At 66.6% G+C, this 20,371-nt stretch carries 12 protein-coding genes; 3 read left to right on the top strand and 9 right to left on the bottom strand.

The annotated features are described in order from the left end of the window. Window positions 1–6,774, bottom strand: a complete 6,774-nt coding sequence (locus tag ACIHA7_RS13735) for an amino acid adenylation domain-containing protein (RefSeq protein WP_397289142.1) — start codon at window positions 6,772–6,774, stop codon at window positions 1–3. Window positions 6,775–7,710: 936 nt separating this feature from the next. Between ACIHA7_RS13735 and ACIHA7_RS13730 the strand changes: the two genes are divergently transcribed. Continuing rightward, window positions 7,711–8,730 carry an alpha/beta hydrolase gene (locus ACIHA7_RS13730; RefSeq protein WP_397289140.1) on the top strand — a complete coding sequence of 340 codons (1,020 nt, stop codon included), beginning with the start codon at window positions 7,711–7,713 and terminating at the stop codon, window positions 8,728–8,730. Window positions 8,731–8,733: 3 nt separating this feature from the next. On the opposite strand, the gene ACIHA7_RS13725 is transcribed toward ACIHA7_RS13730, so the two are convergent. Next, window positions 8,734–9,756: a helix-turn-helix transcriptional regulator gene (locus tag ACIHA7_RS13725; protein ID WP_397289138.1), complete on the bottom strand. Its 1,023-nt coding sequence runs from the start codon at window positions 9,754–9,756 to the stop codon at window positions 8,734–8,736. Between the two features lie 71 nt (window positions 9,757–9,827). Here ACIHA7_RS13725 and ACIHA7_RS13720 point away from each other — a divergent pair, with 71 nt between their 5' ends. Beyond that, the gene (locus ACIHA7_RS13720; RefSeq protein ID WP_397289136.1) at window positions 9,828–11,069 is read left to right on the top strand and encodes an FAD-dependent oxidoreductase; all 1,242 of its coding nucleotides are present in this window, start codon (window positions 9,828–9,830) and stop codon (window positions 11,067–11,069) included. Between the two features lie 79 nt (window positions 11,070–11,148). Here ACIHA7_RS13720 and ACIHA7_RS13715 read toward each other — a convergent pair whose 3' ends face one another. From ACIHA7_RS13715 to ACIHA7_RS13705, 3 genes are all read right to left on the bottom strand, one after another. Continuing rightward, complete coding sequence (locus ACIHA7_RS13715; protein WP_397289134.1) at window positions 11,149–12,162, bottom strand: hypothetical protein; 1,014 nt, start codon at window positions 12,160–12,162, stop codon at window positions 11,149–11,151. Window positions 12,163–12,327: 165 nt separating this feature from the next. Further along, the gene (locus ACIHA7_RS13710; RefSeq protein ID WP_397289132.1) at window positions 12,328–12,669 is read right to left on the bottom strand and encodes a hypothetical protein; all 342 of its coding nucleotides are present in this window, start codon (window positions 12,667–12,669) and stop codon (window positions 12,328–12,330) included. A gap of 194 nt (window positions 12,670–12,863) precedes the next feature. Further along, window positions 12,864–13,274, bottom strand: coding sequence for a contact-dependent growth inhibition system immunity protein (locus ACIHA7_RS13705; protein ID WP_397289130.1), 411 nt, complete (start codon window positions 13,272–13,274; stop codon window positions 12,864–12,866). A gap of 74 nt (window positions 13,275–13,348) precedes the next feature. Here ACIHA7_RS13705 and ACIHA7_RS13700 point away from each other — a divergent pair, with 74 nt between their 5' ends. Further along, the gene (locus ACIHA7_RS13700; RefSeq protein ID WP_397289128.1) at window positions 13,349–14,065 is read left to right on the top strand and encodes a spermidine synthase; all 717 of its coding nucleotides are present in this window, start codon (window positions 13,349–13,351) and stop codon (window positions 14,063–14,065) included. A 12-nt stretch (window positions 14,066–14,077) separates the two neighbouring features. Here the strand turns inward: ACIHA7_RS13700 and ACIHA7_RS13695 are convergent, their stop codons facing one another. The 4 genes from ACIHA7_RS13695 to ACIHA7_RS13680 form a co-directional block, all read right to left on the bottom strand. Continuing rightward, window positions 14,078–14,581, bottom strand: a complete 504-nt coding sequence (locus ACIHA7_RS13695) for a metallophosphoesterase family protein (protein ID WP_397289126.1) — start codon at window positions 14,579–14,581, stop codon at window positions 14,078–14,080. A 36-nt stretch (window positions 14,582–14,617) separates the two neighbouring features. After that, a complete protein-coding gene (locus ACIHA7_RS13690) occupies window positions 14,618–17,455 on the bottom strand; it encodes an RND family transporter (protein WP_397290746.1) in 2,838 nt (945 codons plus the stop codon). 50 nt (window positions 17,456–17,505) lie between these two features. Further along, window positions 17,506–17,919, bottom strand: a complete 414-nt coding sequence (locus ACIHA7_RS13685) for an MmpS family transport accessory protein (RefSeq protein WP_397289124.1) — start codon at window positions 17,917–17,919, stop codon at window positions 17,506–17,508. Between the two features lie 291 nt (window positions 17,920–18,210). Then, window positions 18,211–20,100 (bottom strand): nitrate- and nitrite sensing domain-containing protein, encoded by a 1,890-nt coding sequence (locus tag ACIHA7_RS13680; RefSeq protein ID WP_397289122.1) that lies wholly within the window; start codon window positions 20,098–20,100, stop codon window positions 18,211–18,213. Window positions 20,101–20,371 lie beyond the last annotated feature (271 nt).

Raw genomic sequence — 20,371 nt, 5'->3', positions numbered from 1 at the left:
CTATTCGGTCGGAGATCCGATCGGTGTAGGTAGGAATCCGGATTTCATGAAGGCGCCGATATAGGTGTCGAGCACGCCCGCGTCGATCGGCAGACAGGTGATCGCGCTGCCCGCGAGTGCCCGTCTCGTGTTGGCGCAGTCCACCACGAGGTCGGCTGTGCCGCCGGCATAGTTGCCGCCGAGGAGTGCGGCGCGCACCAGCGAGTCGTCGCCTGCCAGATAGCGGGCGTTGGCTTGCTCGGCGAGTCGCCGCTGCACGGCGTCGAGAGACGTTGTCTCGATGGGTATTCCGTGGCGGCGCAGACACGCGAAGATGTCGCGGACCGGCAGTGGTACCTCGTTCACCAGGTGGTAGGCGGTGTCGGCCGCGGTGCCGAGGGAGATCTCCACGATGGCACGCGCCACGTAGGTCACCGGGGCGAGCGAGATCGTCGCCGCTCCTAGATCGGGGGCCATGCCGAGGATCGCCGCTGCCCGGATCATGTTCCAGAACGAGTCGTCGGCGCTGTGCACACCGACCTGCACGTCACCGGAGACCAAGCCGGGCCGATAGATCTTGATCGGTAGACCACGCTCCCCCGCCTGCAGCAGCAGTTGCTCCGCAGCCCACTTGCTTGCTACGTAACCCTGTGCGGGCAGCTGCGCGGCGGTGATGCGAGTGCCCTCGGCGACCGTGGCGTCGGCGTAGACAGTCGACATCACCGTGTTGATCGTGGAGACGAAATGCACCGGCTTGATCCGCTGAGTGGCCGCCAGCCGCAAGACCTCTCGGGTTCCGTCGACATTGGCGGCCCGCAGCCGTGCGTACGGCTCGAGATGATTGACCTGAGCGCCATTGTGATAGATCACGTCGATTCGTTCGGCGAGCCAGGCATGACAGGTGCCGGACAGCCCCAGTGACGGTGCCGCGAGATCGCCAGGCACGGGGACGATTCGAGACTCCGGGACGTCACCCAACAGCCGATACCGCTGCAATGCCGCGTAGATCCGCTCGCGTGCCGCAACGACGGAGTCGGCCCGAACCAGGCACCATACGACGGCGTCGGTGCGGTCGAGCAGTTCCCGGAGCAGGTACGCCCCCACGAAACCGGTCGCTCCGGTCAACAGCACGTCACGGGCAGGCCCCTCGTGAGCCTGCGCGATGCCGACGCCCGAAACCTCTGGTCCGAGTACGGCATCGGCGGCGATCAGCGCCGGGCTGTGCGCTGTGGCCTCCTCGCCGGCTATCCGTGCGGCCAAGCTGCGCACGGTCGAGGCACTGAACAGCGACGCCACCGGCAGCTCCACACCGAGTCGGGAAGACAGCGCGTGTTGCAGGGTAAGCGTGAGCAGCGAGGTGCCACCGCGGGCGAAGAAATCGTCGTCCGCGCCGACCTGCTCGACACCGAGCACCTCCGCGAACGCCTCAGCGACGATCTCTTCGACCGGCGTCGACGGACTCCGGAACGCTATGGCGTCGAACCTCGGCTCCGGCAATGCCTTTCGGTCCAGCTTGCCCGCTGGAGTGAGCGGAAGACGGTCGAGCTCCATGATCACCGCGGGGACCATATGCCGTGGCAAGCTCCGCTCGGCACGCTCAGTGAGCCGATCCGCATCGAACGCCTTACCGGGCACCGCGCGCACATATGCCACCAGAACCGTTTCGCCGGTGGAAGTTTCGTGGCCGACCGTCACCGCGAAGTCGACGTCGTCATGACCGCCGAGCACCGCGTCGATTTCGCCGAGTTCGATGCGGAAGCCGCGGATCTTCACCTGCGAGTCCGAACGTCCGACGTACTTCAACTCACGAGGAGCACAGGAGACCTGCCGCCCCGGCCCGCACCAGCGCACCAGGTCTCCCGTACGGAACATGCGCGCACCCGGCTCGCCCCACGGGTTCGCGACGAAACGTGCCGCCGTGAGCCCGGCCCGCGCACGATAGCCGCGGGCCAATGTCCCTCCGGCCAAATACAATTCGCCGGTGACGCCGGGCGGCACCGGATGCAACCGCTGATCCAGCACCAAAGCGGACACACCCTGCACCGGCCCGCCGATGGTGACGTCTCGACCAGCGGTTTGTGCACCGAAGGTCGCGGCGATGGTGACCTCGGTCGGCCCGTAGGCGTTGATATACCGGCGGCCCGGCTGCCACTTCGCCACCAGTTCCGGCGCGGTGACGTCACCGCCGACCAACAGTGTCCCGGTCGCCACACCGGCGGGATCGACCGTGCTCAACACCGCCGGGGTGACGCTGCAATGCGTCACCCGTTCGTCGCGCAGCACCGCCGCGAACTCGGGGCCGCCGAGCACCGCGGGCGGCAGGATGACGAGAGTCGCGCCGACCGACAACGTACACAGCCACTCCAAGGCCGCCGGGTCGAAACTCGGCGAGATCGAGTGCAACAGACGATGCTGCGACTCGAGCCCCAGGACGCCCACCGTGTGCTCGATCAGCCCCGCCAGTCCGGTATGGGTCACCAGCACACCCTTCGGCACACCCTTCGAACCGGAGGTGTAGATCAGGTACGCCGGGTTGTGCGGGCGCAGGGGGGCGATCCGGTCGGCGTCGGTGATCGGCCGCGCGGACCGCCGCGCGCACCCGGCCGCGATGGCCGGGTGGTCGAGCATCAGCCAGGTCAGTTCCTCGGGCAGGTGGTCGACGTATTCGGTGGCGGTCAGCCCGATCACCGCCGCCGCATCGGTCACCATGTGCCGCACCCGGCCCGGCGGATACGTCGGATCGATCGGCAGATAGGCGGCACCAGTCCTGGCGACCGCCAGCATTGCCGCGAGCATGTCGTAAGAACGCGGGAAGGCGAGCGCGACAACACGTTCCGGGCCGACGCCGAGATTGATCAGGAATCGCGCCAGCCGTGCCGACGAATCATCCAGTTCGCCATAGGTGATCGATCGGCCCCCGTCCCGCACCGCGATCCGGTCGCGGCCCCACCGCACACCACGCAGCAGCAGCTCCGGCATCAGGGCACCGGTCATCGCCTTGGCAGGCTGAACTCGGGTGAGGGCGGTGTACTCGTCGTCGGCGAGCAGGGGAAGATCACCTACCGGCACACGCGGCCGCGCGACGATCGCCGCAAGCAACCGCGTGAACCGGCTCGCCAGCACTTCGATCGTGGCCTGGTCGAACAGCTCTCGCGCGAAGGAGAACTGCGCGGCCATGCCCGCGGTGGTCTCCCGGACCGCCAGCGACAGATCGAACTTCTCGATGCCGATGTCGAAATCGACTGCGGCGGCCTGTAATCCGGGCAGCTCGAAGCTGGCTTCCGGCAGATTCTGGAACGCGAACCCGACCTGGAACAACGGATTCCGAGCGGTCGACCTGACCGGGTTCAACGTCTCCACCAGCCGCTCGAACGGAATATCGGCGTGCTCGAACGCCCGTAGATCGTCGTCGCGGACCCGGTCGAGCAACGCGGCGAAATCGTCCTGCGCGTGGACCCGGGTACGCAGCACCAGCGTGTTGACGAACATGCCGACCACCGCGTCGAGTTCGGCCTCGCCACGGCCCGCGACCACCGTGCCGACCGCGATGTCCTCGGTACCCGACCAACGGGCCAGCAGTATCGCGAACGCGGTGTGCAGCACCATGAACAACGTCGCGGTCTGCGCACGAGCGAGCTCGGTCAGTCCGCGTTGCAAGTCGGGGTCGATCGAGAACAGCACTTGCCCGCCGGCGAACGATCGGGTGGCCGGGCGCGGGCGGTCGAAGGGCAGGGCAAGCTCATCGGGCAGGCCCGCCAGCGTGGTGCGCCAGTATTCGGCCTGTTGCGAGATCAGGCTGCCCGGATCCGTCTCGGCGCCGAGCGTGGCCTGCTGCCAGAGACTGAAATCGGCGTACTGCACTGGTAGCGGCACCCAATCCGGCTCCGTACCAGCGCATCTGGCCGCGTACGCCACCATCACGTCACGGGTCAACGGCGCCATCGACCAACCGTCGCTGCAGATGTGATGGGCGACGAGCACCAGGACATGCTCAGAGGTGTTGCTGCGCAACAGGTTGACGCGCAGCGGGATCTCGATCGCGACATCGAACCCGGCCGAAGCCGCCTCGACGATCCGCGGCAGCAGAGCAGCGGCCTCGACCGGTTCGGGAGTGAGATCGAGAGCGGCCTGCTCGACGGGCAGGATCGACTGGTAGGCCACGCCGTCGTGCTGGGGATATACCGTTCGCAATATCTCGTGCCGCGCCATCACGTCTTCGATGGCACGACGCAGCGCCGGGACCGCCAGCTCGCCGGTCAGCCGCACCGCGACGGGGATGTTGTAGACCGCCGAACTCCGATCGAACTGGTTCAGGAACCACATGCGCTGCTGAGCCATCGACAACGGAATCCGTTCTGGCCGCGGCCCTGCCACCAATGCCCGGCGGCCGCCCGCGCCGAGCCGCTCCACCTCGGCGGCGAGTGCGGCCACCGTCGGCGCGGTGAACAGCAGCCGCGCGGGCACCCGCGCGTCCAGTGCCGCGCCGAGCCGGGCCGCGACCTGCGTGGCCAGCAGCGAGTTGCCGCCGAGGGCGAAGAAGTTGTCGTCCAGGCCGGTTCGGCCGACGCCGAGCACCGCCGCGAATACGTCGGCGATCGTTTGCTCGAGCGGATTTTCCGGCGCTCGGTACACCGCGGTCTCGACCACCGGTGCGGGTAACGCCGCCCGATCCAGCTTTCCGTGTGCGGTCAGCGGTAGTGCATCGACGGCGACGAACGCCGACGGAACCAGGTAGTCGGGTAGCACCCTGGCCAGCTCGCCGCGCAGCGTCGCCATCTCTGGCTGCCCGACGACATACGCGACGATCCGTTGATCGTCCGGCGCATCGGTCCGGACGACAACGGCGACTTGGTGAACCGACTCCAGCGCCAGCAGTGCGGCCTCGATCTCGCCGAGCTCGATCCGAAATCCGCGCACCTTCACTTGGTCATCGGCGCGCCCCAGGTACACCAACTCGCCGTCGGCATCCCACCTGGCGAGGTCACCGGAGCGGTACAGCCGGGATCCGTCGGCGGTAAAGGGATTTGCGACGAACCGTGCCGCCGTCATCCCCGCCTCGCCGAGATAGCCCCGCGCCAATTGCGTTCCCGAAAGGTAGATCTCGCCCGGCACTCCGGTCGGGACAGGGTTCAAGCCGTCGTCCAACACCCAGACCCGCAAACCCGGTATGGCAGAACCGATTACGCTGCCGGTACTCGCCGCCACCCGATGACTGGTCGCGTGCACGGTGGTTTCGGTGATGCCGTACATGTTCACCAGTTGCGTGGCGGCGTACCGGGAGCGCCAGTCGTCCAGTCGGTGGAACTCGAGCGCCTCTCCCCCGAACACGATGTAGCGCAGAGCCAATGGGGCGACGTCGGCGTTCGCCGATGCGGCGCGGTCCGCGTCGGCCAACTGGTAGAACGCCGAAGGCGTCTGATTGAGCACGGTCACCCGCTCGGCGCGCAGCAACTCGCGGAACTCCGTCGGCGACCTGGATGTTTCGTAGTCCACAACGACCAACGTGCCGCCGTGCAGCAGCGCGCCCCACAGCTCCCACACCGAGAAGTCGAATGCGTACGAATGGAACATCGTCCACACGTCACGATGATCGAAGCCGAACTGCGATCGGGTGTTCGCGAACAGCGCCACGACATTGCGGTGCGGGATCTGCACGCCCTTCGGACGCCCCGTCGAACCGGAGGTATAGATCACGTACGCGAGGTTGTCCGGGCGCAGCGCGGCCGTCCGGTCCGCGGCACCGATCGGCGAGCCGTCCGTGCCGGAGTCGCTGCCGCCGACCTCGATCACGAGCGCCGTGCTGGGCAGGGTGATCCCCGGCCCCGTCACCACGCACATCGGCTCGGCGTCGGCCAGCAGGTAGGCGATGCGATCGGCCGGATAGGCCGGGTCGACGGGCAGGTAGCCACCACCGGTCTTGACCGTCGCGAGCAACGCCACCACGAGATCCACCGATCGGGGCAAAGCCACGGCCACCAACTTCTCCGGACCGACACCTAGCGCAATCAGCTTGCGCGCCAGCCTGTTTGCCCGCGTATCCAGCTCTCGGTACGTCAATGTCTCGGCGCCGAACTTCACCGCGGTCGCTGCCGGATGTGCCGCCACCACGTCGTCGAACAACTGTGGGAGCAGCTTCTCCGGACGCGGCGCGAAGGCGCGGGGGAACACCGTGGCGAAGAACTCGGTGAGCGGCTCCGGACATCGTTGCGGCCGGGCACCGATCGCGACCACCGCTGCCTGCGTCATGGGCACGGCATCGAAGACGCCCGTCGAACCCGCTGTCACACAGGCGATGTCGTCGTCCTGGATGGGGCGCACACGGTCCTGGTGTGTCACCGGATCGCCGGGCAGGTCGGCGAGTTCGCTTCGCGTGCCTGGGTCGTCGACCATCAGCCACTCGATCGAGCCACGCTGATTCGAGGCCATCCTCGATTCGGTGTCGAGCCATGGGGTGCCCGCGGCCAAGCCGAGCACCGGCCTGGTATCGGAGAGCAGGTACTCGGCCTGTCGCGTCGAGGCTCGTGCGTCGATCACGACGAAGCCCGCACCGGTTTTCGCCACCGCCCACATCGCCGATACCGCCCCGAGCGGCGCGGCCACCGCTACCGCCACCAGGTCCCCGGGACCGATACCGCGACCGATCAATAACCGCGCCAACCGCGACGAGACATCGTCGAGTTCGCGATAGCGCAGCGCCGACCCCCGAAAAGTGATGGCAATACCGTCGGGGTCGGACTCCACCGCCACCGCCAACAGCCGCGGCAGGGTCGCTGCCTTGCGCCGCCGCGTATGCACTGGGCGCGTGCGTACTGGTTCCCGCACTGGCCCGGACGCGTTATCCCTCACACCTATCTCTCCTACACGTTGCCTGACTCGGCAGATTGCCACTGTTCACCGCCAGCCATTGGTCGCCTGACCAGTTAGTGGCGCATAGATGTTTCGGGGTCGGAGACGTTACCGCCGTTCCCGGCCGTCGGATTCCTATCATGAACCCGGTCGGCAAACGTTACACCGAGAGTTCCTATTGGAAATAGCCAACCGATAGCCGTTAACGCAGAATGGTACCGGAAATGGTCGCCGTTCCGCACAGGGAGGACACTTGAACGCCACTCGGCTTCAGCGCGTCACCGACTTCGGCCCGCAAGTCGAATCCGCCTGTACCGTCGATCCGACCGCGAGCCCAGCGGTACTTCACGCCCCTCAGCGGTGGCGATACCGGATCAGCCGACGCGCGCAAACCCGTTTAGTTATAGTTAACATCGCGAACTTGGCCGAACAACGGCACTACAGATACGCATTGCCATGTATTTGCCATCCACTATCTTACGCGAAGATCGGGTGATCTACCGCATACATATCATTTGAGTATTATTAGAAAACTATGATGAATTAATTATGTTGCGCGCGGCAATGGACAGCGCATTCTGCTAAAAGCATCTGAAGGACTTCCCTGCCGCAGCCGAACACCGACAAAACCGCGCGACGAATGGCACCTCGACCGACTTCCCTTGCGCCCGTTGGGATTCACAGTTACTCCGCAGGCCTGAGCACCGCGCGCGGAGGGTTGTGCGGCCGCTTACAGTAGGAGAGCGCAACCCGACTATGTCCGACAGAGCGGCACCGATGTGTAACAGTTTTGCCGCTACGGAAGACGGAGTGGGTGGGATTGGGGCCGCCCGCGCGCCGGTCGAAGCTACAAGCCATAGGGAGTACTAGATAGATGCACGTTCGATGAAGCTTTCCGCACTACGCCACCCCGCCGCGCTGCGGACCACCGTCGTCGCCCTCGCCGCCATGCTGTCCGCGAGCCTGCTCGGCGCCACCGCATCGGCCGAACCGCAGAAGCCCTCGGCCATCACCTCCATCACCAAGGAGGGCCGCACCTGGCACCTGAAGGTGTACTCGGCGGCGATGAACACCGAGGTCCCGGTCGACGTGCAGCGCCCGGCCGACGAGGGCAAGTCGGCACCGAACCTCTACATGCTCAACGGCCTCGACGGCGGCATCGGCACCGCCAGCTGGCAGGCGCAGACCGACGCGCTGCAGTGGCTGGCCGACAAGCAGGTCAATGTCATCTCGCCGATCGGCGGTCGCGGCAGTTACTACACCGACTGGCAGAAGCCGGACCCGGTGCTCGGCGTGAACAAGTGGAGGACCTTCTTCACCGAGGAACTGCCCCCGCTGCTGGATAAGACGCTGCAATCCACCGGCCGCAACGCACTCGCCGGGCTGTCGACCTCCGGCACGTCGGTGCTGCAGCTGGCCGAGGCCAAGCCGGGCCTGTGGAAGTCCGTCGCCGCCTACAGCGGCTGCGCGCAGATCGCCGACCCGGCGGGTCAGCAGTTCGTGAAACTGGCCACCGAGACGTGGGCGGGCGGCAACACCGAGAACATGTACGGCCCCGCCAACGACCCGCAGTGGGCGGCGAACGACCCGGTGATCAACGCGGAGAAGCTGCGCGGCACCCAGCTCTACATCTCCAGCGGCAGTGGCATCCCGATGTTGGACGACGTCAAGTACTACCTCGGTAGTGCACCCGGCCCGACGGGCGCGGTCAACCTCGGCCTCGGTGTGATCATCGAGGCGGCCGTCAACGGCTGCACCGCCAATCTGAAGAACAAGCTCGATTCGCTGGATATCCCGGCGACCTACCAGTTCAACCCGGTCGGCACGCACTACTGGCCGTACTGGGAAGAGGCGCTGCACAAGTCCTGGCCGCTGCTGGCGCAGGGTATGGGTCTGACCGCCTGACGCTCAACTGTTCTCGATGGCCTGCCACCGCCGTACCAGGCGGTGGCAGGCCATTGTCAGTTCCGGTGGCGCCACTTCGGTGAGCTCGGTGTCGAAAGTGGCGAGAATGCCCGCGATACCCGCCCAGGACCAAGCGCCGAGGGTGAGCCGGCAGTGCTGCGGATCGAGGTATTCGACGACCGATCCGCCGGGCGCCCAGCGGGCCACCGTCTCGGCCGGCAGCCGTAGGCGTGCGGTGCCGACGCATTGCCAGTCGGCGGGGGTGTCGCCGCGGTCGTGGCTGGTCATGACGAAGTGGGCGACGTCGCCGCCGGGGAGATCCCGCGGGGTGAACGGCGTACCCGTAGGCGTCTGTAGGTGCAGGCGGTCCACCCGGTGCACCCGCCAAGTGCGGTCGGTGAGGTCGTAGGCGACCAAGTACCAGCGGCCCGCCCAGACCACCAGATGATGGGGCTCGATGCGGCGCGGTGCGCTGAAGTCGGCGTCGCGCGGATCGGGGCGGGTGCCGTCGGCCCGCAGCGCCTCGACGACGAGCAGGTGTTGGTGGCGCACCGCCCTGCCCACTGTTCGCAGCGCATCCGGCGCGATGGGCGGCCCGGGGAACTCCCAATAGTTCTGCAGCCTGGTCAGCCGCAGCGATTCCATGGCCGCGCGCAGCCTGGCCGGCATCACCTGCTCGAGGGTGTCCAGCGCGCGAGCGGCGTCGTGGCCCAGTCCGAAAACGGTGCTCGGGGCGGTCTGCAATGCCACTGCGACGGCGATCGCCTGCTCGTCGTCGAACAGCAGCGGCGGCAAGGTGTGCCCGGCGCCGAGTTCGTAACCACCGGTAGGCCCGTGCACGGTGTGGATCGGGTAGTCGAGCGACCGCAGCGTCTCGATGTCGCGCCGCGCGGTGCGTTCGCTCACACCGAGTCGCTCGGCGAGCTCGGGCAGTGACCAGCGACGGCGGGTGGCGAGCAGCGACAGCAGGCGCAGCGCTCGGCGGGAGGTATCGGCCACCGCCACATGATGACCGATGGTGGACACTCGGTGTCCACTACCGGTGGCACTCTCGCGTCCGACAGTTGTTCGAGATCGACCAGAGGAGCCGAAACAAGATGCGCATCATCGTCGTCGGGGGTGGGATCGGCGGACTCGCGCTGGCCGCCGGTCTGCGCCGCACCGGGTTCGACGTGACAGTTTTCGACCGTGACACCGACGTGGCCGCGACCGGTGGGTACCACATCACGCTCGACGGGCGGGCACAGTCGGCGCTGCGGGAACTCGTCGCGCCGGAGATCTTCGAACGGTTGCTGGCTTCCGCGTCGGCGCTGCGGCTGCGGGAGCCGGACGCGCTGTGGGATCGGCGCGGGCGCTTGCTCGGCCACGGGCGAGATCTCAGCGGCGATGCCAGTGTGGACGTCGACCGGATCACGTTGCGGACGCTGCTGGCCGAGGCGGTCGGTGCCGATCTCCGGCTGGGCCGGGCCGTCACCGCGATCGGCCGGGCCGAGGACGGCACACCGCAGGTGATGTTCGCCGATGGGTCGCCTGTTCGCGGCGATCTGGTGGTGGGAGCGGACGGTGCACACTCGCTGGTGGCGCGCTACCTGGCCGGCGGACCGACCAACGCGCCTGCCGGCATCATCGGTTTCTCCGGGAGGACCGCTGTCGGCGATCTCAGCTCGGTCGAGCAGCGGCGGCTCGGACCACGGTCCGGGCTGGCCGTCGGTCCGCGCGGTGCGGCGCTGTATATCGGCTATCTCGATCCGTCCGGTAACGCGGTGCTCGACGCCCCCGGGCTTCGGGCGGCGGTCACGGTGGGGCCGACCTATATCTGGGGAGCCATGTTTCCCGAGTCCGCCGATACCGACGCGATGCGTGCCGCTCCCGGCGAGGTGCTCCAGAAGGAGCTGCTGACCTGGTTCCGCCGAGTCGGCTGGAGCGAGCGTTCGCTCGAGGTCATTGCCCGGGCCGATCCGGACAGTGTGGCCGCGTTCCGGTTCAACGCGGCGTCGACTCGGGCCCGAGATCTCGCACCCTGGCCGGCCGGGGTCATCACCGCGCTCGGCGACGCCGTGCACGCGACCCCGCCGACCGCGGGGATGGGGGCTGGTGCAGCCATCCGCGACGCCGCGAGTTTGGTTGCGAATCTGAGTGAGGTCGCGGCGGGTACTACCGCGCTCACGGTGGCTGTCAGTCGGTTCGAGGCGGAGATGCGTTCGCGCGGTAGTGAAGTGCTTACGCTGGCCATGAAGACGGTTCGATGGATACTGGCCACCGATACCCGGCTCGGGGCCGGTGCCGTGGTTGCCGCTGGACCAATTCTGGCTGCCGCCAACAGGATTCGACGGCGCTGATCGGCGAGCTCCGTAGGTGCCGGCTGCGGTCATGTTCGACGGCGGGTGGCTCGGTGCCACCCGCCGCCTATGGTTCCACCTACTGCGTGGGCCGGCTCCAACGCCTCGCCAGTTCGTCGAGCCGATCGCGGATTCGCCGAATCCGCTTGCTCGGAGCGGTTTTCGGGGAGCACAGGGAAACCGACAGCAGGTTCAGCGGTGCCCGCGTTGGGTGCGGTGCGTGTGTGTGCTGCAGGACGGCGCCGAGTTCTGGCCCGTACCCCAGATCGACCACGATTTGATCGGTGCGATACTCGATCCGGTCGGCGAGCGGTATCAGCGCCAGTGCCACCACCTCGGGTATCAGTCGCAGCAGCACGGCGGGGGCGAGGCCGACGATCACCGTGGTCGCCGCGACCGTCGGGCAGGCGACGAGGACTCTACTGAACACGGTCCAGCCGACGGCGAAAGCCCGGGAGCCGCGCGCGGGCAGTCGTCGCGCGATCGCCGCGCCGACGGCGGCCAGCCCGAGACCCGACATCAACGCGCGCTCGATCCAGATGACCGGCAGATTGTAGTGGCGAAACACCAACTGCCAGAACGTCAGTCGCCCCTGCACTCGTTGCGCGAGCTGGTGGGCGAGCACAGCTTCCAACTCACGCGGTGCGAGCAGGCGCAGCGACTCCGCGGGTACCGCGATCGTTCGGCCCGGCACCACGAAACGCCGGTCCTTCTCCCGCACCCACAGCGTGTAGGCAGCGGCGGCCACACCGGCTTTATATGCAACGTTCTCGAAGGCAGGAACCAGCTTGCGCGTCTCGTCCGACGTCGGCCGCCGCAGCCCGACCAGCCGCGCCGCCCACCGGCGGTCCGAGCCGCGGGAACACACCGCGGACCAGACAGCACACCCCAGTAACCAGGCCGCCGCCAGCGCACCCGGCACCTCGACACCCGCCGCACGGCCGAGGCCGTACAGCAACACCGTCACCAACGCCGCGGACGGCACCGCCGACCACACCAGCACCGTCCACGCCCGCACCCGATCCGCCACAGACCGCCGGGCCACAGCAGTTCCGCCTGGGTAATTCGCCTCAGCGATCACTTCGGAGGTCATGCCCGACGGTACAGCGGAAGCCGGCCGCCCCGCTGAACCGGCAGTGACCGTTCGATGGCCATCTACCTGCGATGCGCACGCATCGCGCAGCAGCATCCCGCGCCCACCGACCCAGGTTGTGACCAACGTCAAAGCCGAGCCGGATCGTTCATCACCGGCAGGGTGCTATCCAATTCCGCGATCATGCCTCGCGACGGCGGCCCACCACGCCACCAGTCGATCGGCCAACCCATCCACCCCGTAATGCTCCCGATGGTGATACGGATTCAGCCCGAAGTGCTCCTCGAGCTCAGTCCAGAGAAACTCGCTGACCTCAGCCCGCCCCGCCCCCGCACCCAGCCGCGTCACCAACGGGACGATCAAACATTCATACTCGTCGTCCACCAGATCGGCCACACCGATCGGATCCCATTGATTCAGCAGATATCTCAGATTGTCCGCAATCTCCGCCGCCCACACACCCCCATCGCCACCCGGTCCAGCGCCGTCACGGGAAACATCAGCCATAGCGTCGCACCGACTTGCGCCCCAGCACCAGGACCGCATCCGCCTCCATCCCCAACCACGCGCCGATCTCCCCCGCCGACATGGCCTCCACTCTTCACCGCGAAATAGCAGTACTGCCGAACCTTCACCTGGCGAATTCCATCACAGGCAGATCATCCACCACGTGCGGCAAAGCGCGATTGCGGGAAACTTCTTCAGAAGCAACCGGTTTCACACAGCTGATCGATGCGGGCCCAGATCTGATCGTCCGGCGGGAAATGGTGATCGAGGTCGTCGATCTGACGAAACCGGTCGATGATGGATCTGAGTTTCGCTGCCATGTCAGGGTTTCCCGCCCAGTAGTTGTCCGGGCTACGCAAGGTCGCCACCAGCAGGTCGCCTGGGTAACAGTTGCCTTGTGCTAACGGGTTCTGCTCCAGTAACGCCAGCGAGCAAGGCACCAGCGCGGCGACGTCTACCCCCTGCCCCAGCATGATCCGCAAATCCTCGGCGGACATCGAGCCGATCGTCTTGCGCCGCAACGCATGAACCGTCCGCACCAAGCGGGTGGCGTCGGCAGGCGGATCCGGCCACACAACGCCGTCGATCTGCTCCACGGTCGGCACTGCCGGATTCTATCCGGCCCGATCCCCCGCGCCGTGCGCACGGCGGGTGGTGTCCAGCGCCTATCGTCACTGCGATGAGCGCACACTTCGAGGAACTCGGCTGGCAGCAGACGCCGATGGGGGAGATCAGTTTGCGGCGGCGGTTCGATCCGACGGCGCGCATGGAGGTGTTCGAGGTCAAGCTCGGGGATGAGTATTTGATGTCGAGTTTGTTCACGGTGGCCGAACGTGAGCTTGCTCGGTTGGGGCTCGGGCGCACTGTGGGGGTGGAGTTGGATGTGCTGGTCGGTGGGCTGGGGTTGGGCTATACCGCGCAGGAAGCGTTGCGGGACAAGCGCGTTCGGGAGCTCACGGTGATCGAGTATTCGGCTGCGGTGATCGATTGGCACAACCGTGATTTGTTGCCTGCCACTGCCGGATTGGCGGCGGACGACCGAATCAGCTTGGTGTGTGCCGATTTTTTCGCGGCGGCGGCGAGCACGGTGGGGTTCGACCCCGATCGTCCGGGCCGAACCTACGATGCGATCCTGCTGGACATCGACCACTCACCACGGCACGTGCTGCATCACCCGCACGCGCCCTTCTACACGCGGGACGGGCTGCGGGCGCTGTCCGCGCATATCGCCCCGGGCGGCACGTTCGCCCTATGGTCCGACGACGCCCCGGATGACGAGTTCCGGTCCGTCCTCGAATCCGTGTTCACCGAGGTGGCGTCCGAGGAGGTTGCCTTCGACAATCCGCTCACTCGCGGGCGGTCGACCAACACGATCTATCTCGCCACCCGACCCTGACGGGCAACCACCTCATTGTCCGCGCGGGATAACGTGCAGTTCCACCTGGCCCAGTTGTCCCGCGCGAACAGTCGCGGTCATGTAGGTGTGCTCGGGCTGCCTGCGCCGATCCGTCGGCGAGCCGGGGTTGAGCAGCCGTAAACCGTTGTCCGCGACCGTGTCCCACGGGATGTGACTGTGCCCGAATACCAGCACGTCGGTGTCGGGGAAGTCCCGCGCGCACCGCTGCTCACGACCTTTGGCAGCCCCGGTCTCGTGCACCACCGCAAGACGCACCCCAGCCAGTTCGGCTCGGGCGACCTCGGGCAGCCGCGCCCGCAGCAGCGGTCCGTCGTTGTTGCCGTAGACGCCGATCAGCCGCTTGCTGCGCGCCTCGAGCCGATCCAGCAACGCCACCTCGACCCAGTCACCGGCGTGCACGACCACGTCGGCCACCTCGACCGCTCGCCACAGCTGCTCGGGCAGGTCGCGCGCCCGCTTCGGCACGTGTGTGTCGGACATGATGAGCAACCGCATGCCCTCCGGTGTAGCACGGGTGGCGGCCCGCCACGGTCAACGCAGCCGAAGGATATTGATCGGCCACCAGAACCAGCGGCCGGTGAGCGCGGCTATGGTGGGCACGACGAACGAGCGGACGATCAGCGTGTCGAGGAAGAGTCCGATGCCGACGGTGGTGCCGATCTGCGCGATGTTGTGCGCGTAGCTCACGAGCATGGCGAACATCGTCACGCCGAAGACGAGCCCGGCGGTGGTGACCACCCCGCCGGTATTGACCATCGACCGGATGATTCCGGTATTGATTCCCGCCGACAGCTCTTCTTTGAAGCGACTCACCAACAGCATGTTGTAGTCCGCGCCCACGGCGACCAAGAAGATGAACGACACCGGCGCCACCGACCAGTGCAGCGGGTTACCGATGATGTGCTGCCAGATGAGCACGGTCAGTCCCAAGGCGGACAGATAGGACAGCGCGACCGTTCCGATCACCGCGATGGCCGCGACGAGACTGCGCAGCAGCAGCAACACCACACAGAACACGAAGGCGAACGCGGCGACGACACTGGTGATGAAGTCCTCCCGGACGAACGCCTCGATATTGAGCAGCGTGCCGCCGGGTCCACCGATACTGACCGTGCTGCCCGCCAGCGAGGTGCCTTTCATCGCGTCCAGCGCGGTGGGAATGATCTTGGCGCTGAGATCCATGGCTTCCCGGCTGAAACCCTCCATCTGCGGCGTCACGATCATCCGGGTCACCTTGCCGTCCGCCGAGAAGAAGTAGGGCAGCGCGCTTTTGAAGAGCGGACTGTCGAACGCTTGGCTCGGCAGGAAAAAGAACTCGTTGGGATCGCCTGCGGTGAACCCTTTCCCGACTTCGTTCAGAAATTGCGTGATCTCCGATATCTGCGGGAGCAGGATGTTCAATGTGCCCTGTAGCGGCGCGAGCACGCCGGTCACCTGGCCGATGAACTCGCGCAGGCTCGCGACCTGAGCATCGAGCTGCGGAAGCGCTTGCGCGGCAGTGCGAACGCCGCTCACGAGCCCGTCGACCGTGTTGTCCAGCCGCCCGACATCGTCGAAAAGGGAGAATCCGGTGAGCGCCGCCTGGCAGGCGCTGACGTCTCGGCAATTCGGGATCGAGCTCACCATTTGCTTTGCGGGCCCGGCGGTATCGCGAATGGAGTTCAGCTTCTCGACGACACCGGCGACGGCCGACTGCAACGCGACCGCGTTGCCGTTCACCTGGGCGAACCCCTGTTCCCCGGTGTCGAGCGCACCCTGCACCCCTTTGATGGTGAGGTTCAACTGATCGATCCGCCCGGCCAGGCCGGTCAGGTCATCGAGCCGCGGCGCGAGCATGTCCTTCAGCTGGGTGAAGCGATTGCCGATGTAGCCCGCCTGATTGGTCAGCGTGCCTTCTTCGAGCGGAGTCGTCAACGGCCGCGTAATCCCTTGCACCGCACTGACTCCGGGCACCTTCAGCACCGCGTTGGTGAGCTTCGCGAGCGCGATCAGATCGCCGGGATTGCGCAGATCGTGATCGGATTCGACCAGCAACATGCTGGGCGCCATGATGTTCGGCGGCAGATGACGGTCGGCCGCCGCGATCCCCAGGTTCGCCGGCGAATCGCTCGGTTGCGCGATGCGCTCGTTGAAGCTCGGCCGGAAGGTCGGCAGAACAAGGATCGCGAGCACCAGCACGGCGAGGCTGGCCACCAGAACGGGCCCGGGCCAGCGGACCACCGAGGTCGCGATCCGCCGCCACCGGCGCTGGGACGACTGCGGACGCGGCTCGAGAAAGCCGAGCCGACTGCCCAGCGCGAGCAGCGCGGGCCCCAGCGTCAAGGCCGCGGCGAGGGTGACGCTCACCGCGATGGTGCACGGCAAGCCGGAGGTACTGAAGATGGCGAGCCTGGTGAAGGACATGCAGGCGGTCGCGCCCGCGACGGTGATGCCGGAGGCGATGATGATGTGCAGGACCCCGCGTAGCGCGGTGTAATACGCCGTTTCGGGGTCTTCGCCCGCGCGCCGTGCCTCCTGGTATCTACCGAGCAGGAAGATGCCGTAGTTCGTACCCGCGCCGAGCACGATCACCGCGAGCAGCGCGGAGGCGAAGATGGAGACGCCGATGATCTGCTGTTCGCCCAGGTATGCCACCACCGGACGCGCCACAGCCAAACCCATTCCGACCGTCAGCAGCGGCATCGCCACCGTGATCGGCGAGCGGTAGACGCAGAGCATCACCGCGCCGACCAAGCCTGCGCACACCAGGATCAGCAACAGCATCGAATCGTTGATCGAGACGAGTTCGTCGTTGACGACCGCGGACGGACCCGTCAGATGCACGGTGATGCCCGGCGGCGGTGGATAGTCGGCGATGATGTCCCTGGCTGCATGAGTGGATTCCATGGCCAGCGCCGTGCCCATATTGCCGGCCAGGTTGAGCAGCACGAAGGACGCTTTACCGTCGGAACTCTCACTCGCCGGGGAGAAATTTGGATTGGACCACAGGTCCATCGCGGAGTTGACGTGCTTCGTGTCCTGCGTCAGCCGGTCGAGCAGCGCCGAGTAATACCGGTGCGCGTCATTGCCGAGCGGCGCGTCCCCCTCCAGCAGCACGTAGACGAAATTGTTGGTCCCCGCCCCGCCGAACGAATTACCCATCTTGACGATCGCCTGCACCGAGGAGGCCTCGTCCGGCAGGAAGGACCGGGCGTGTCCGTTGACCACGGTCTCCAATTGGGGCACAAAGAGATTGAGTCCACCGGCGAGGAGCAGCCAGACCACGACGATCGGCACCGAGAACTTGTACAGCAGCCGCGCGGGCAACGGCCGGCCCGGCGCGCGGCGTGCCAGCTTCCGGTCGAACGGCACCGAGAATTCCCCGCGCATCCTGCCGAGCACCTCGCGCATCCGGCTCGATGCCTGCGCCATTCGCCCGCTCATGACACCGGCACCGTGCAGTTGACCGAGGCGAACCGCCCGCTCGCCACCTGAGCATCACGGGCTTGCCCGTCGACGACTATGCGGCAGGAGACCTGGTCGGCGTCCGCTTGCGCGACAATGCCGGTGGCCATGGTCAGTGTGCGGGTGCGCAAGGAGGTCCGCCACGGCAGGTCGGCGGAGACATCGGTGACGGTGCCGTGCTCGTCCAGATACGACAGCCGCACCGGTGTGCCGCGCGGACCGTCGATCTCGTAGTCGACAACCTTCTCGCTGAGCCGTCCCAGCACCGGGGGCGGGCTCGAATGCCCGATCGCCAGGTCCGGGATCTCGCTCAAGCGCAGCCGAGCGATGAATATGGCCGTCAGACCCAAAACCAGGAATACCACGCCGTATACCCAGGCACTCTTCATGACGTTCTCCGCTATCCGTTCGAACCCGTGTGTCCTCGTTCTCCGCAAGTTCGCGTCGCTGGCCTCGTTCGCTGGCACCTCGGCGACAGTCACGGACTTCGGCCATTGTCGGCTCATTTCCGTGACGCACGGTAACAGATAGAATTAAAGGTAGGCAATATGCCATACGACATACCCGGCTCACCGCTTTGACCACGGCTTTCGATGTGAAACACTGCCAGGACCGGTCCCGCTACGCCTGTCGGTGCCGCAGCGTCAACCCGTCAGGCACCCGCCCCGACACGGTGGTTTTCACCCCGCACTGTGCGCTGCGATGGCACTGTTGGGCGGCGCGACGGCCACGCTCTGCGCACCCCGCTCAGTCACGATGATCTCCGCGGGCAAGTGCAACCGCGCCACGATCCCGCTGATCGGCGACGCGGTGAGCTCGACCTCGATACCGAGCCGACGCGCCAATCGCCCGACCACATAGAGCCCGACATAGCGCGTCGGCGCGACGACGAAGTCCTGCTCGCCGCGCAGCCGCGCATTCGCCTGGGCCAGCTTGTCCGCCGGCATCCCGATGCCGTGATCGACGACCGCGAGCAGATATCCGGAGGCGACCATCCGGCCGTAGATCTCCACCTCGACCTCCGGCGGCGAGAAGGCGAGCCCGTTCTCGATCAACTCGGCGAGCATGTGCGCGAGACCGGTGACCACACCGCCGACGATCGCGACCTCATCGAGCCGGTGCACCACCACCGGGTGATAGTCGGCCACCTCGGATAGTCCGGCGCGGATCACGTCGCTGAGCGCGATCGGCTCGGCCCAGCGTCGCGGACTCGCTTCGCCGACGAGCACCAGCAGGTTCTCCGCGTTGCGGCGCATCCTGGTGGCCAGGTGGTCGAGCTCGAACAGGTTGGACAGACCCTGGGGATCGAGCTCCGTGCGCTCGAACTCGCTGATCAAGCCGAGCTGACGGCGCACCAGATTCTGGTTACGGCGCGCGAGGTTGGCCAGCGATTCCTCGGTGTTGCGGCGAACCAGCGCCTGCTCCGAGGCCAGCGCGAAAGCGGTGCGCTGCACGCCGTCCAATGCCGCTGTCAGGGTGGTGATTTCGGTGCTGGCGCCGGGTGCGGTGCGCACCGGCTCGGGCGGGAGCGGCTGGGAACGGTCGGCCGCCTGCCAGGCCGCGATGATGCGCGGCAGTCGGCGATCGGCGACATCGTCCGCGTCGGCGGTCAGCATCGCCAGCGGGCGCACGATGGCCCGCACGCTGACGAAAACCAGTGTCGCCTCGGCGATTACCGCGATCAGCGCCGCGAGCAGCACACCGCCGAGGATCAGCGCGGCGTGCTTGCGCAGCACCGCAGCGCGCTGCCGGACATCGTCACCGATCGCCTGTTGCACGCCGTGCTGCGCATCGATGACCGCCGTCATCTGCGCCCACCACTTCCCCGGATCGACCGGACGCACCAGCGGTCCGGCGTAGGACGCAACGGCCGTCTGCTCTGATTCCGCTGCCTCAGTGGCATTTTCACCATGCAGTACGGCGTCGAGCAGTCGCTGCTGGCGGGCCGTCGCGTAGAGCGTGAACGCGGTGAGGCCCGCCGTCTTGGCGGCGCGAATCTGCAGAAATTGCCCGTACTCGTCGGGCCGGAACGCATCGGCGGTGAAGACGCCATTGAGAAAGCCGCGTTCCTTCGCCGTCTGTTCCTTCACGTCACCCAGTGCGTACAGCGCTCGCAATCCATGCCGGATCTGCTCGTCGCGTGCCGAGTCCAGGCCGAGCGTCAGACGATTCAGCGCGGCGATGCCGTCGGTATAGAACTGAAAGGCGGTCTGCCTGCTGATCCGATGACCGTCGATCTGTGCACGTGTCGTCACGATGGTCGCGAATCTATCGAGAGCCGAACGTAATTGGTCACCACCGGTGTCTCCTGCGTCGAGTATGTCGATCGCCCGATCGGTGCGCACCCGTTGATCGGCCAATGCCTGCTCGAGCCCGGCAGCGCCACCCAGCAGCCCGTTGCTCAGGCCACGCTCCCGCTGTACCTCCTGCACCAGATCCTGCACCGCCAGTGCGTGCGACACCGCGGTGACGGTCGCACCGCTCTGCCGATAGGAGCCGACCTCCCGGACAACGATCACCCCGAGCGACACCGAAACCAAGACCAGCGAAACAATCAGTATTCGCCCCAATTGCCCACTGATGGTGCGCGGTCGAACAATTCGGCTGCGCGCGGCCGTACGTTCACCATCCGGCCCGGAAATGATTTCCGTTCTGCCACCGCGATTTTCCGATCGTCGACGTGCACGCACAGCCAGCTCCTCCGATTCATCGAAGCGATCGCTTCCCGGTGAGCGCACGGAAAGTCAGGTGCAGCCTCTATCCGCGCCACCCGGCTGTCAACGCGAAGAACGGACAAATCAGGCACCCGTTACATTTCTAAACACGCTGGTAATCAACCAT

The organism is Nocardia sp. NPDC052316 (assembly GCF_044547795.1).
In the GTDB taxonomy this organism is placed as follows: Bacteria; Actinomycetota; Actinomycetes; order Mycobacteriales; family Mycobacteriaceae; genus Nocardia.
Note: the sequence above shows the minus strand (reverse complement) of the source record. Positions and strands in the feature narration are given on the sequence as shown.